The 14,292-nt window shown below is 33.2% G+C and carries 12 protein-coding genes and 1 pseudogene; 12 read left to right on the top strand and 1 reads right to left on the bottom strand.

Going from position 1 to position 14,292, the window contains the following annotated elements; genetic code table 11:
- Positions 1 to 21: 21 nt before the first annotated feature.
- Positions 22 to 1,308, bottom strand: a complete 1,287-nt coding sequence (gene hemL, locus DK866_RS04635; protein WP_109407918.1) for a glutamate-1-semialdehyde 2,1-aminomutase — start codon at positions 1,306 to 1,308, stop codon at positions 22 to 24.
- Between the two features lie 275 nt (positions 1,309 to 1,583).
- Between hemL and erpA the strand changes: the two genes are divergently transcribed.
- From erpA to DK866_RS04575, 12 genes and pseudogenes are all read left to right on the top strand, one after another.
- Positions 1,584 to 1,928, top strand: a complete 345-nt coding sequence (gene erpA, locus DK866_RS04630; protein WP_006534944.1) for an iron-sulfur cluster insertion protein ErpA — start codon at positions 1,584 to 1,586, stop codon at positions 1,926 to 1,928.
- Positions 1,929 to 2,653: 725 nt separating this feature from the next.
- The gene (locus DK866_RS04625; protein WP_036933014.1) at positions 2,654 to 3,172 is read left to right on the top strand and encodes an Hcp family type VI secretion system effector; all 519 of its coding nucleotides are present in this window, start codon (positions 2,654 to 2,656) and stop codon (positions 3,170 to 3,172) included.
- A 99-nt stretch (positions 3,173 to 3,271) separates the two neighbouring features.
- A complete protein-coding gene (locus tag DK866_RS04620) occupies positions 3,272 to 5,419 on the top strand; it encodes a type VI secretion system Vgr family protein (RefSeq protein WP_109407917.1) in 2,148 nt (715 codons plus the stop codon).
- 13 nt (positions 5,420 to 5,432) lie between these two features.
- Positions 5,433 to 6,626: a DUF4123 domain-containing protein gene (locus tag DK866_RS04615; RefSeq protein ID WP_109407916.1), complete on the top strand. Its 1,194-nt coding sequence runs from the start codon at positions 5,433 to 5,435 to the stop codon at positions 6,624 to 6,626.
- Positions 6,623 to 9,805 carry a toxin VasX gene (locus DK866_RS04610; protein ID WP_109407915.1) on the top strand — a complete coding sequence of 1,061 codons (3,183 nt, stop codon included), beginning with the start codon at positions 6,623 to 6,625 and terminating at the stop codon, positions 9,803 to 9,805. The genes DK866_RS04615 and DK866_RS04610 overlap by 4 nt, the downstream gene beginning before the upstream one ends.
- Complete coding sequence (locus tag DK866_RS04605; protein ID WP_109407914.1) at positions 9,796 to 10,743, top strand: hypothetical protein; 948 nt, start codon at positions 9,796 to 9,798, stop codon at positions 10,741 to 10,743. Before DK866_RS04610 ends, DK866_RS04605 begins: the two co-directional genes overlap by 10 nt.
- Before the next feature lie 49 nt (positions 10,744 to 10,792).
- Positions 10,793 to 11,062 (top strand): annotated as a pseudogene (locus tag DK866_RS04600) (PAAR domain-containing protein).
- Between the two features lie 23 nt (positions 11,063 to 11,085).
- Positions 11,086 to 12,012, top strand: coding sequence for a hypothetical protein (locus tag DK866_RS04595; RefSeq protein WP_109407913.1), 927 nt, complete (start codon positions 11,086 to 11,088; stop codon positions 12,010 to 12,012).
- Positions 12,005 to 12,274: a PAAR domain-containing protein gene (locus DK866_RS04590; RefSeq protein WP_109407912.1), complete on the top strand. Its 270-nt coding sequence runs from the start codon at positions 12,005 to 12,007 to the stop codon at positions 12,272 to 12,274. The genes DK866_RS04595 and DK866_RS04590 overlap by 8 nt, the downstream gene beginning before the upstream one ends.
- Positions 12,275 to 12,297: 23 nt before the next feature.
- A complete protein-coding gene (locus DK866_RS04585) occupies positions 12,298 to 13,224 on the top strand; it encodes a hypothetical protein (RefSeq protein WP_109407911.1) in 927 nt (308 codons plus the stop codon).
- Positions 13,217 to 13,486 carry a PAAR domain-containing protein gene (locus DK866_RS04580; protein WP_109407910.1) on the top strand — a complete coding sequence of 90 codons (270 nt, stop codon included), beginning with the start codon at positions 13,217 to 13,219 and terminating at the stop codon, positions 13,484 to 13,486. Before DK866_RS04585 ends, DK866_RS04580 begins: the two co-directional genes overlap by 8 nt.
- Positions 13,486 to 14,277 carry a hypothetical protein gene (locus DK866_RS04575; protein ID WP_167395470.1) on the top strand — a complete coding sequence of 264 codons (792 nt, stop codon included), beginning with the start codon at positions 13,486 to 13,488 and terminating at the stop codon, positions 14,275 to 14,277. Before DK866_RS04580 ends, DK866_RS04575 begins: the two co-directional genes overlap by 1 nt.
- The last annotated feature ends 15 nt before the right edge of the window (positions 14,278 to 14,292 follow it).

Here is a 14,292-nt window from a genome sequence, read left to right as displayed (position 1 = left end):
TATTAAAAAACGAATCGAATATTAGCCCTTCATCTGAGCAAAAGCATATTCCGCTGCATCAATAGTGCGTTGAATATCTTCTTTAGTGTGAGCAATAGACATAAAGCCTGCTTCAAATGCAGAAGGTGCAAGGTAGACACGTTTTTCTAGCATTAAATGGAAGAATTGTTTAAAGCGTTCAACATCGCAGTTCATCACATCTTGATAGCAAGTGACTTCTTTTGCATCCGTAAAGAACAGACCAAACATCCCGCCAACATGGTTTATAACCATTGGAATGCCCGCTTGTTGTGCTTTTTCAAGTAAACCATCAGCCAGCATTGTTGTTAGTTCATTTAATGTTTGATGAACACCGGGTTGTGATACTTCGTGTAAACACGCAAGACCTGCTGCCATTGCAATTGGGTTGCCTGATAAAGTACCTGCTTGATAAACAGGACCAATTGGTGCGAGTTTAGACATCACTTCCATATGTCCACCAAATGCACCCACTGGCATACCGCCACCAATGATTTTACCTAAGCATGTTAAATCAGGATCAACATCGTAATAAGCTTGTGCGCCACCTAATGCCACGCGAAAGCCAGTCATAACTTCATCAATAATCAGCAATGCACCAAACTCATCACATAATGCACGTAAGCCCGGTAAGAAGTCTGCTTTTGGTGGTACGCAGTTCATATTGCCCGCAACAGGCTCAACAATGATACAAGCGACTTCTTCTGGGTAGTTTTCAAATGCTTGGCGTACTGAATTTAAATCGTTGTAAGTACAGGTTAAGGTGTGTTTTACAAAATCAGCGGGTACACCTGGTGAATTTGGTTGTCCCATCGTTAGCGCGCCAGAGCCCGCTTTAACTAATAGGCAATCTGCATGACCATGGTAGCAACCTTCAAATTTAATGATTTTGTCACGACCCGTGTAACCACGAGCAAGGCGAATAGCGCTCATTGTCGCTTCTGTACCTGAGTTCACCATGCGAACCATGTCCATAGAAGGTACCAGTTCAGTGACTAGGTTTGCCATTTCAACTTCAGCAGCCGTTGGTGCGCCAAAGCTTAGGCCTTTTTGTACCGCGTCAGTAACAGCATGACGAATGGAAGGGTGGTTGTGACCTAAAACCATCGGTCCCCATGAGCCGACATAGTCAAGGTAAGCTCGTCCATCAACATCATAAATATACGCACCATTAGCACGTTCAATAAAAAGAGGGGTTCCACCTACACCGTTAAATGCTCTAACAGGTGAGTTGACACCGCCGGGGATCACTTGTTGTGCGAGATTATAAAGCGTTTCAGACTTGCTCATGTCAGACTCCTAATGATGGGTGAGCGTAAGATTAAGGCGTATTCTAAAGCACCACGCAGATGAAGCCAAATACACGACAACAACATTTTGATTTATCACTGTTATTGTGGGTGCGTGATTTATCGTAAAAAGCGATAGGTAGCAAAAAGTGTATTTTGTCCACAACAAACTTGAAGGTTATGAGCAGGTATTAGATAATCATCACATTATATCAGCAAGAAATATAAATTTTTGCTGGCTGTTTTTTTGCTGGAATACCCAGTCTGGAGTGAACAATGAGTGATGATATGGCTCTGCCGTTACAATTTACTGACGCGGCTGCAAATAAAGTAAAAGATTTGATTGCGGATGAAGAAAATCCAAATCTGCGTTTACGTGTTTATATCACGGGCGGCGGTTGTAGCGGATTCCAGTATGGTTTTACCTTTGATGATGCAATGAATGAAGGTGATATGACCATAGAAAAACAAGGCGTTGCCTTAGTGGTTGATCCGATGAGTTTGCAGTATTTAGTGGGCGGCTGTGTGGATTATACTGAGGGATTGGAGGGGTCGCGTTTTATTGTGACGAATCCTAATGCTAAGAGTACGTGTGGTTGCGGTTCCTCTTTCAGTATCTGATCCTTCTTTGGCGTCGTGGCTGTGCAGTAGTGCCACGGCGTTAGAGCAGTGCTCGTAATGCTCACATACTAATGTATGCTCCGCTTACTGTGCGCTGTCTGCCTTGTTGCACTGCTTGCTCGCTCACGACTTTTGTTTGTGAGAGTTTATTGGTTACTCTTTTCTTATCTTCTCTTATCTTCTTTTCGTTATTTATTCTTTCTGAGCTTATTTTATAAAATCACTCTATGGGTGATATTTTTTCCTCTATTTAAATAGATCTTCTGCGATACGCTAAATTTTAGGTGCGGATTTTTTGTCCTTTGAGAATAAAAATCGTAGTTTGCTTATTATTTTGAAAATAGGGTTATTTTTTCCTTATAAATCAACATTGTTACAAATTGAAACAAAATACACACTTTGTTACATATTAAAAATCCATGTACATTAGAACTGACTGGCTTTAGCGAGATTTCGGACATTTACGAAAGGTAATTGTATAAGTAAATACACTTATTTTAAGAAACGAAAGCAGTAAATAACGTGTGAACAATTATTTTACGCTAAGTCACTTATCCTACGAGGATACAACGTCCTTCTTTTCCGTCACTCCCTTTACTTCTCCTTAAAATTACTTAAGCTACTCTAATCAAATCGCGGTGCGCACTGGCTGATTTTTTGAAAAGGACATCAACAATAATAGTTTTGTTGAGAAACAATAACTGATAGTTAATTAAGGACTTGCCATGCCAACTCCATGTTATATCTCCATTGAAGGAAAAACCCAAGGCAATATTACTGCGGGTGCATTTACGGCTGAATCAGTAGGAAATATTTATGTTCAAGGCCACGAAGATGAAATGCTGGTGCAAGCATTCTCTCATGTAGTGACTGTGCCCACTGATCCACAATCAGGTCAGCCTTCAGGTCAACGTGCGCATAAACCTTTCCGTTTTACGGTGGCGTTAAACAAAGCGGTTCCTCTGCTGTATAACGCATTAGCCTCGGGCGAAATGTTGCCAAAAATCACATTAAAATGGTATCGCACCTCGGTTGAAGGGAAGCAAGAGCATTTCTTCACCACCACATTAACTGATGCCACCATCGTGAATATCGATTGCCAAATGCCACACTGCCAAGATCCGACTAAGTCTGACTTCACTCAACTGATCGAAGTGTCTCTTTCTTATCGCAAAATTGATTGGGAACACACCGTTGCAGGGACATCAGGCTCTGACGACTGGCGTGCGCCACTCGAAGGTTAATTCTTCACACTTTATTTATGGGCTCTGTCATGGGCCCATTGTTCTCTGCATTTTTTGTCTTTTTTATTGCGTGTTTGTCACATTTAAATGGGAGCTTTTATGTCAACGAATGACGCTAACAATACCCCTAAACCTCGTTTGGTATTAGATGATCCGGCATCATCTCGCCCTTTTGAAATAGGGATGACATTCTCTGAACAACAAGCTCGCATTAAAAAATACAGCGAATTACTCGACACCCTAGGAAAGGGATTACTTCATACAGGGTTAGTGTTTACTTGCCAAATTGGCGATTTACCTAAAAGCACTTTTCAAGTCACTCAGTTTGATTTAAACGAAGGATTATCAGAGCTTTTCACGCTTTCGATACACGCGGTGAGTGAGCAACGTGATATTGATTTTGCCAACCAATTAGGTGTGGCTTCATCATTAACTGTCAGTCGTGACGGTAAAACAACCCGCACGGTTCAAGGCTTACTGGCGAGTGCTGAACAAGGCAACACCGACGGCGTTAAAACGTGGTATCAATTTGTTATTCGCCCTGAAATGTGGGTGATGACGCTTAATCAAGATAGCCGTATTTTCCAACATAAAACGGTACCTCAAATTCTTCAGCAATTGCTAGATGAAGCCCATATCAAATATGACAACCAGCTCTATCAACCCGAACTGCATCAAACTCGCCGCTATATCACGCAAAAGCGCGAATCCGCTTATGCCTTCTGGTGTCGTTTAGCGTTTGAAGAAGGGATCAACTTTTGGTTTGAAGAAGGGCCAAAACTGTTTTATAGCGACAATCATTTAGGGATGACGGCGGGGATCACGCTGACGTATAACCCACAAGCGGAAACGGATATTACCGATACCACAGCAACGACATGGCGCTATACCGAACGTTTATGCAGTGATGTACGTATTGATAAAGATTATAACCCAACACGTCCTTCTTATCCGTTATCGCAAAACACAACGGGTGACGTCCATCAGCAACACCCTGTTTTTGAAAGCTATGGCCGTTTTCAAGAAGAGGCAGAAGCGCAGCCGCTAAATCAATTACGCTATGAGCAATCTCAAAATTATCGTCAAACAGGCTCAGCAAGCACTAACTGTTTTGCGTTAATGCCGGGCAAAGTGTTTACCTTAACCAATCACCCAAGCGCGAAAATGAATTCGCGTTGGCAAGTGATCAGCGTTTCACATCATGGTGTACAACCCTCTGCGGATAACGGTGGCGGTGAGGGAACTCAACTTTCAAATAATGTCACTTTTATTCCCGGCACGCAGGAATGGCGACCGCCTTTTCATTATAAACCGCTGGCGGATGGTGATGAGTTGGCGACAGTCGTTGGTCCTGATGGTGAGGAGATTTACACCAATGAACAAGGCGCGGTAAAAGTCTACTTTCATTGGGATAGGCGCGGAAAGCCTGATCATAGTGGTTCATGTTGGTTGCGAGTGGCACAGGGTTGGAATGGCGATGGCTTCGGTTTTATGGCGATCCCTCGCATTGGGCAAGAGGTGATGGTGTCTTATTTAAATGGCGATATTGATAGACCAATTATCACCGGTTGCACTTATAACGGTCGTAATGCTCCCCCACTTGATTTACCCAAAGAAAAAACCCGAACCACCTTTCGTACCAAGACGCATAAAGGCACAGGATTTAATGAACTGCGATTTGAGGATGCAGGCGGACGCGAAGAAGTGTATTTACATGCGCAGAGGGATCAAAATACGCATATTAACCATAATAAATTTCAATATATTGGTAAAAATGAATCTCATGAAGTTGCAAATGATCGCAAACATGAGGTTTGTCATGATGAATTTATTCGTATAGTTAATGAGCAACATATAAATATTGGACTAAACCAATTTGAAGAAATTAATAAAGATAAAATTATAAAAATTGGTAATGCTAAGACAGAAACGATTTTCTCTAATTTCATAGAAGAAATCGGTGAGGATAAATTATCTAATATAAAGAAAAAATATCATATAAATGCATCAGATGGAATTCATTCAAATACTAAAATATATACTTTACAGGCTAGTGAAACTATTTTAATAAAGAGTAAGTCAGGTTCTATCTTGATTGACTCTCAAGGCATAAAGTTAACAGGTAATATTAATATTTGTGGGAATGTCTCGATTGAATCAGGGAGTCCAGAATCAGTATCATCTTTAGATAATGCCTCAAATGAAGGATTGGCATTAGCTGAAGACTGTCAAAAATTGGATAATTGATAAAGGGAATTAAATGTTATCTCTATTTGAAAAAATTAAAAAAATTTGGGTTCTTGAGTATTATTTTGAATCAACTGAAAGTAAAATTGAGGGAAAACTATTAGTAAATTCTGATACTGAAGAAAGCGCTATAGAAAAATTTAGAGATTATTTTTCCACATATGAAAAATCTTTTTTTTATTATAAATCAATATTGTTATTTGAAAGCTATATTAATCAAAGTGAAAAATCAGAACTATTATGTATAAATGCAATGGATAATATAGATAAACAGGATGTGATTGTTTTTGAAGAACGAGAAGTATCGTTTCCATTAGCAATTGAAAGTTCAGCTATTATATTGAGTAAAATAGAAATAGAGTATGATTTTATTGATAGTAATACTTTTATATTAATTGATGCTAGTAAATATGAGCATTTAAGTGGTGATTTTGTTTTAACTAAACTACATGTTCTTGGGTTTGATTGGACGTGTTTACTTAAAGGAAAAACTCAATCAATTCTAGAAAGAAGTGCTCCTTATTTAATAAAAATAAAAAATAGAAGTGAAATGGATATAATTCAAAAGCAATTTGTAAAATTATGCTTGGATAATCCAATTTGCATTTTCATTAAAACAAGTTTAAGTTTACTTGAGTTAAGTAAACATTTGAGAAAGTTTACATATTTGGAGGTGTATGGAAAAGATAATTGGAGCTATTTTAGGTTTTATGATCCTAATATATTTTCATTGGTTTTAGAACATTTGAATGAAGTTGAGTCTAATATTTTTTATAAAAATATAGATGAGATCTTCTTTTTAAAAGATAATTGTTTTTTTTCTTTGAAAAATAATACTGTTGATTATAATTTTTATTCAAAAAATAAATTAATAATAACACCATATTTACAAAAAGTTTTTCATGATTATCAACAATCTGTTTTTATGAAAAAAATAGCTATTAATTTGCCAAAGTATAAAATTCATAAAAGAGATTTAAATATTAAAGAAAAAAAAGAACTTATTAATGAATTAAATAAAGCATATTTATTGGGTTTAACAAATCCTAAAGCAATATATTATTTTATAATTGCTCAAATTGATTTTTTCAACGAAGAGTTTTTATCATTATGGAATGAAGCAAGCCATTACTCATCATCACAAGAAATTAGAGCATTACATTATCTTGATTTAACTATTAATAAAATGAGTAGAGATAAAATATGAACTTTCCAATAAATAATAATCTTATAAATATAGTTGATAAAGCAAATAGTATTTTTTCAGATAGTGATGACATTACAAAAATCTCTTCACCATGTTATCGTAATATTAGACCTGTATATCCTGTACGTTATGCTTATATGAATTTTTTTACAAAAGGTTTATATAAGCCTCAATTACCACCTTCAATTCAAGATTTAATGGTTGCGACGTCATTAGATCAAGTTGGTGGTTATACTGCCCGTATTTTACGTGAAGGATGGGTGTATGTAAAAGAAGAGGCTCCATTAAAAACAAGAGGCTCACAGAGTGAAAATAGAATACTAATTTTTAAACATATATTAAATGAAATTGAGAGTGAGAAAGAAGGTGACATTGCTTCTGTCAGTGAGATTTTTTATGAATACGAATTTAACAATGAAAATAATAGTTATCAAGAAAAAAAACAACTATGCAAACCTTGTGGTTTTTTACCGATAAAGAAAGATGTTAAAAACATCAGTATATTATTTAGTGATATTCCTTTATCAAAAAGTATTTTGAAAAAATTAAATGATAATACAGCATATAGAAAGAACATAATGCAGTTTATTAATTTAGATGCAGAGGAAAAGTATACATTAGAATTAAATAAAGAAAATTTATCAGATTTAGTTGAAGATTATAAGATTAAAAATGAGCAATTTAATTGGTGCTATAATGAATTGGAACTAGATGCTGATTGTGGTTATCAGTTGGGTTATGGAACTACACAACAAAGTTATTATATAGATCCAGAAAAAAAAGATAATATATTCAAAGCGTACTGTAATAAAGGAGAAAAAGGAACTCTGGTTATTTTACATGATCCTGTTGGTAGACAAAAAGATATATTAGACGTTTATAGTCTTTTAGTTACATATCTAAAATCTTATATGGAAAGTTATAACTATCCAATAACTATTGGGAATTATATTGAAGCACTGCTCAAAAATGACTCTAGTGAAGTCCGTGAAACGGTAAGATCAAGTTTGAATGAAGATGAATGGAATACTAACTGGAAAGAAATTAAAAATAATATTTCCAATATTCATGCAAGAACGGCGGAAATTTTATCCTTATATAATGCATTTGCTTTTAATTATAAACTGTCTTCAGAAAAATATGATGGACTTAAATTACATTTAACAGGTTTATTTAGCTTTTTAAGTGACGCTGAATTATCAGGTGAAAGCTATATTGATGAGGTGTATATTTTTTCTGGATTATTTTTTGATATTACAAATTCTTTGCAGTTTACAGAATTAGGTTCTGTAATATTAGATAGATTCTTTAATAAAGAATTAACACCAAAATCTGTGATTGAAAAGCTTCAAGAACGATCTAGTTTAGGTAAATACATACTGACCTATTCTTTGATGGAGTCATATGATCTTTTACCTTCTGTTGCAACAACGATGCTTGATACAGAGATTAGTAAAAAGGCATTCAAAAAATTTTCAGATACACTTCCAACAGAAGATGATAATTTAATTGATGATTGGAAAGATACTTTAGTTGCATTAAGAACATTTCTAGATAATAAGCTTGTAGAAAACCCAGAATTAAAAAAGCTATTAGTTAAATCTTTTGACAAAATATTAATTATTTTTGGAAAAAGTTTTTCAACTTCACTTGTATATATGGATAATTTATCCCAAAACTCATCCTTTCTTAAAGGAAGAAAGCTGATGGCTGACTTTACTATTGAGGTAGCTAAATTATCAGGAATTAAAATTAATATTAACATGAATAAACTCTTTACGGGGCAACAGTTAGAGATCGAGTTGAAAAAATGGGGAGTGCTATTAAAAGACAAACTTAGACCCGAAAATCTAAAGATGGGAAATAGATTATTTAATTGGGATAAAATAACTTCAAGATTAAAAAATGAAGCATGGATAAAATTACCAAGTATAGATAAGATAACGTCATCATTAAAATCAGTAGGCACTAAAAATAATTCGTTAAATGGAAAGAACATAGTTCCTTATATAGATAAAACCATTCCAGGATTAGCATTTTGTGTTAATGCATTAATAGTACTATCTTTAAGTAATCAAAGTTTTTACAGCAGAAATAATCCATTAAAGGCGCGAAGTTTAGGATATTACGCATTTAAAATAGCTGAAGGCTTTGTTGCTACTGTTGAAAATAGTAAATTTACGGTAATGGGAGCAAAACAACTACAAAAAATGAAATTATTGGCTAACAATAAAATAATTCGTTCTATTGCTAATATTCCTAAATCACCTAAATTGAGAGAGCTTTCTATTATAAAAAGCTTCCGATTTTTATCAACAGTTAGCTTTACCGTATTAGCGGGGATATCTTTTTATGAAGCTTATAATTCTTGGCGAATTGGAAATAATTTAAATAGTATTTTTAAAGGAATCACAGGTGTTGGTTATAGCTTATTAGCTATTGGAACTCTTGGTGCTATATTTTTTGAGTTAGCTCTATGGCCTATTTTTATATTTTTAGGAACTGCTTCAATGTTAGTAGGAACAGTTGGTGATTTAGCTACAACATGGGGAGATTTAGAAGCCTTAGTTAAATGTAGTTTTTGGGGAAATTCAGATAAATATCCATTTTTGAATACAGAAAAAGGAAATTTCAATAAAAGATTTAAATTAATAAACAGTGATGAAATAAAAGTCACCAATGGTTTTTTAATAGAAAATCAAGAGTTTATGAATGTATTTTATATGCCGAAATTAGAATGGGAATATAGTGCTAAAAAACTAACCATTAAAATGGAGTTAAATAACTTCATACCTTATGATTCTCAGATTTTTTATCAAATTTGTCGTAAAATGACCTCAAGAATTCCAAGTGTTTATACCGAATACAGAGAAAAAAATAAATTATTTCATTACGATAATAGTGTATACAAAAAAATAGATTATACAGAACTAGATGCTGAGTTTAATGAGAATATAAAAAATAACTACATTGATAATAATGGAAGTTCTGTCTTAGAAATGGTTATAAAAACACCAGAAAATTTTTATTATGGAAATGAAATCTTTTTCTATTACAGACCATTTGAAGATAATATTGTACCATTACGATACGATTGGGATGATAATGAAATTTCAGATCTTGAAGTAAAACATTATGGATTAATGAAGCTTAGATCAAAGGGGAATCCATGGAACTAAAACACAAACTCAGTGATCACTGTGAATCACTATTACAAACAGAAACACCAAAAATGACTCAATATCAAGCAGGTGCACTTGATTTTGTGGAAAAAATAGACAATTTACGTTTGGTAATACGCCATGCTTTTTCTAATGGAAGGACTATGTTAGCGATTCCTTTTGTTATCGGCTTACTTTGGGCTTTTAGCTATGGTGTTAAAACAATTTATATTGATCCTTGGAAAAATACAGAATCTCTTTTCCTTAGAATATTAGATAAGAAAGATAATAAGAATAATATATTTATATTACCCCAGCATAGGGATAATGATGAATTAGAAAAAAAATATATTCAGAATGGAAAACTTTCTTTTATAAATTATTGGGACTATTATTATTATAGCAATTCATTTATAAGAGAGAAAAGCATTATTTTAGATTTGTTTTTACTATTAGCTCCATTATTATGTTCTTTACCAATGATCTATTTTGGTTTTATTGCTAGAAATAGACCTTATCTAATATGCGATCGAGAAAAACAATTATTTTATACTTGGGATATGAAAATGAATGTTTATGTTGCTAAATATTCTCAAATCAATTTTGCAGATATTAAGCCGACATTAGCAGTTATTTTATATCGCGTTGATGAAAATCAAAAATTAATAGAACATAAATATTATCCCAACTTAACGATGTTTAGTTTTTTAGGCGGCGGAAGCAGCAATGATAAAGCATGGGGGTTAGGATATATTACCAAATATTTATTTTATGGATTAGCACCTTTGATTGAAGGTAAGTATACAAGAAAAAAATATTCTATTTTTAGAGAAGCGCCTATTCCCAAAGATCTTGATAGACAAATAGAACAACAAGTTGTTTTGGTTGATAAAGAGCTGCCACCTTGTAAAGAAATAGAAGATAAATTATCGGAAGCAATTAAGCATTCTATTTAGATTTTTTAGCTAAGTTTGCTGTTAATAATTTATAAAAGGATATATAAACATGCGTAGCACAATCCAAGGACGAAAAATCATTTTAAAAAATGATACCACCAATACTAAAGGAACCGTATTAAGCGGTTCTTTATTAGCAAAGTAAATACATGAAATTGCCTGTTTAGGCGATGAAGTTTATTGCCCTGCTTGTCAGCAAAAAGGCAAAATTATTGAGGGGGATACCATGATGAAAATAAACAATATCCCTGTCGCGTTAGAGGGGCATAAAGTGCAATGCGGCTGTTTAAAGGGTTGTGTATTAGTAGCTATTGAGTAATTAATCATTTTTATGGAAAGATAATGGCAAGTTTATTTAGTGGTACAAATAATCCTCATAAAATAGAAATGAATTTTTTTAAGAGAGATAATGATAATTATAATTCCAATATTAAGTTAAAAGACTTTGATTTTTTAAATGAATTGAATGAAGATGAATGTGAAATTGATTCTCCTAATAGAAATATTATCAAGAATATGGCTATTCCCATTTTTATTGTACTTTTTTTTAGTTTTATTTACTTATTACATGATAAATGTGAACGAATTTATTATGGAACAATAAGATTTGAAGAAAGTGTGAAAATATATGAGAAAGATTATGATAAAGAATATTCTGTAGTTAGCAATAGTTGGAAAGAAATATATGATGCATACAAGCCATATTTTAACCAAAAAGTCACTTATTGGGATTACCTAAAAGCATATTATTCTGGTGATTTTTATCAAGGAACAAAAAATGCTATTTATCAAGAGTTTGCGTTATTTTCTATGCCATTAATTGGAATGATATTAATGGGGCTAATTATTTTTTATATGCCTTGGGTGGTATTAAAAGTAGATAGAAAACGGCAAATTCTTTATGTCTGGAATTCCAGACAGTTATTAGTGACACGTTATTGTGATGCTGAATTTGGTTATGCAGGTACATTAATGTTCTTAAAACTTTATTGTCTTGATAAAAAAACAGGACAATTAATAGAAGGCTATTTTAAACCCAATATTTCATACTCAACCGGTCTTTTAGTGAGTAGAACGGCTGAAAATAAGCATTTTGTGACTTTTATTAATACGTTCATGAAAGATGGTCGAGATGCAATTAGCCAGACTAATTATAGTCGAAGAAAACCGCTATTTTGGTTTAATAAAAACCCACTCCCTGCTGATTTTGAACAACAAGTAAGCTGTATTTTAGCCGAAATCGATAAAAAGAAAGTAAAAAATGCGTAGCACAATCCAAGGACGAAAAATCATTTTAAAAAATGATACTACCAATACTAAAGGAACCGTATTAAGCGGTTCTTTATTAGCGAAACAACTTTATGAAATAGCTTGCCTTGGCGATGAAGTCTATTGCCCTGCTTGTCAGCAAAAAGGCAAAATAATCGAGGGGGATACTATGATGAAAATAAACAATACTCCCGTCGCGTTAGAGGGGCATAAAGTGCAATGCGGTTGTTTAAAGGGTTGTGTATTAGTGGCTATTGAGTAATTAATCATTTTTATGGAAAGATAATGGCAAGTTTATTTAGTGGTACAAATCATCCTCATAAGATAGAAATGAATCTTTTTAAGGCAGATAATGATAATTATAACTCAAGTGTTAAGTTAAAAGACTTTGATTTTTTAAATGAGTTAACTGAAGATAAATGTGAAATTGATTCTCCTAATAGAAATATTATCAAGAATATGGCTATTCCTATTTTTATTGTGCTTTTTTTTAGTCTTATTTATTTATTACATGATAAATATGAAAAAATTTATTATGGGAAGAGGGGGTTTATTGATGATGTTATTTTGGTTGAGAATAAATATAATAAGAATAACTTAGAATTAAGTGAAGATTGGGTAATTGTATTTAATAAATACAAGCCATATTTTAACCAAAAAATTACTTATTGGGATTACCTAAAAGCGTATTATTCTGGTGATTTTTATCAAGGAACAAAAAATGCAATTTATCAAGATATCGCATTATTTTCTATGCCATTAATTGGAATGATATTAATGGGGATGATTATTTTCTATATGCCTTGGGTGGTATTAAAAGTAGATAGAAAACGGCAAATTCTTTATGTCTGGAATTCCAAACAGTTATTAGTAACGCGTTATTGTGATGCGGAATTTGGTTATGCGGGTACATTAATGTTCTTAAAACTTTATTGTCTTGATAAAAAAACAGGAAAATTAATAGAAGGCTATTTTAAACCCAATATTTCATACTCAACAGGTCTTTTAGTGAGTAGAACGGCTGAAAATAAGCATTTTGTGACTTTTATTAATACGTTCATGAAAGAAGGTCGAGATGCAATTAGCCAGACTAATTATAGTCGAAGAAAACCGCTATTTTGGTTTAATAAAAATCCACTGCCTGCTGATTTTGAGCAGCAAGTAAGCTGTATTTTAGCCGAAATCGATAAAAAGAAAGCTAAAAATGCGTAGCACAATCCAAGGACGAAAAATCATTTTAAAAAATGATACCACCAATACTAAAGGAACCGTATTAAGCGGTTCTTTATTAGCAAAACAAACACATGAAATTGCCTGTTTAGGCGATGAAGTCTATTGCCCTGCTTGTCAGCAAAAAGGCAAGATAATTGAAGGGGATTCCATGATGAAAATAAGCAATATTCCAGTCGCGTTAGAAGGGCATAAAGTGCAATGCGGTTGTTTAAAGGGTTGTATATTAGTGGCAATAGAATAATGAATAAATACGTTATCGATAAGCTATTTCTTTTATCTATCGCGGTGATGGGTTTACTTTTAACTGGATGCAATATATTAACGCCCCAAATAGACAGGACATTCTCCCCTCCTGAAAATGGTAGAACAGTAAAAATTACCGTCGACGTACCCGATGTCGCTGAGCTTTCACCAATGAAGGTTATGTATCGTTCAAACCTTTGCCGAAAAACATATAATAATAATGAAGTACCTACATATACTGTTTCTGGTTTTAATAGTGAAATGGTTTTGTTAGAAAAAGAAGGTAATAGTTCATTATATAGTGCAGTAATCCCTTATAGAGGAGGTGGGAAATGTGATTGGCAATTAAGTAACATTACTTTAAATCTAAATTTAAAAAACAATGAATATTTTTCTAATAGTATCATTGATGTAGTAGGTGCTGGAGTTATTATTATATTTGATAATAATCAGCCTCAAAGAATAGGCGAAAAACCTATTAATAAAGAAGGTGATTTTTATATTTCTTCTCATTATTTTCCTTGGGTCAATAAACAATATGAAAATGATAAAGGAAATATTTTGTGGCTATATGGAGAAAAACTATATTTTTATTATAAATCACGTGGTGCTAAAGAAATTACTTGGAGACCAATTATACATACTGATGTGACCGTTTATTCTGAATATCCTGCAGAGCGTAAAACAAAAGGTATCCAACGAACATTTTATTACTCTGATAGTACAAAAGAAGTTAATAATGAGTCAAAACCAAATTATAAAAAGTTATTATCTCTAATTCAATCATGATTCTATAAATTAAAA

This window comes from Proteus genomosp. 4 str. ATCC 51469 (assembly GCF_003144375.1).
Taxonomy (GTDB): Bacteria; Pseudomonadota; Gammaproteobacteria; order Enterobacterales; family Enterobacteriaceae; genus Proteus.
The sequence above is the reverse complement of the archived record's forward strand: the minus strand, read 5'-3'. Positions and strand labels throughout refer to the sequence as shown.

What these genes read in the sequence shown, in the direction of transcription:
- hemL (WP_109407918.1), bottom strand. Translation starts at nt 1,308, where the DNA reads ATGAGCAAGTCTGAAACGCTTTATAATCTCGCACAACAAGTGATCCCC.
- erpA (WP_006534944.1), top strand. Translation starts at nt 1,584, where the DNA reads ATGAGTGATGATATGGCTCTGCCGTTACAATTTACTGACGCGGCTGCA.
- DK866_RS04625 (WP_036933014.1), top strand. Translation starts at nt 2,654, where the DNA reads ATGCCAACTCCATGTTATATCTCCATTGAAGGAAAAACCCAAGGCAAT.
- DK866_RS04620 (WP_109407917.1), top strand. Translation starts at nt 3,272, where the DNA reads ATGTCAACGAATGACGCTAACAATACCCCTAAACCTCGTTTGGTATTA.
- DK866_RS04615 (WP_109407916.1), top strand. Translation starts at nt 5,433, where the DNA reads ATGTTATCTCTATTTGAAAAAATTAAAAAAATTTGGGTTCTTGAGTAT.
- DK866_RS04610 (WP_109407915.1), top strand. Translation starts at nt 6,623, where the DNA reads ATGAACTTTCCAATAAATAATAATCTTATAAATATAGTTGATAAAGCA.
- DK866_RS04605 (WP_109407914.1), top strand. Translation starts at nt 9,796, where the DNA reads ATGGAACTAAAACACAAACTCAGTGATCACTGTGAATCACTATTACAA.
- DK866_RS04595 (WP_109407913.1), top strand. Translation starts at nt 11,086, where the DNA reads ATGGCAAGTTTATTTAGTGGTACAAATAATCCTCATAAAATAGAAATG.
- DK866_RS04590 (WP_109407912.1), top strand. Translation starts at nt 12,005, where the DNA reads ATGCGTAGCACAATCCAAGGACGAAAAATCATTTTAAAAAATGATACT.
- DK866_RS04585 (WP_109407911.1), top strand. Translation starts at nt 12,298, where the DNA reads ATGGCAAGTTTATTTAGTGGTACAAATCATCCTCATAAGATAGAAATG.
- DK866_RS04580 (WP_109407910.1), top strand. Translation starts at nt 13,217, where the DNA reads ATGCGTAGCACAATCCAAGGACGAAAAATCATTTTAAAAAATGATACC.
- DK866_RS04575 (WP_167395470.1), top strand. Translation starts at nt 13,486, where the DNA reads ATGAATAAATACGTTATCGATAAGCTATTTCTTTTATCTATCGCGGTG.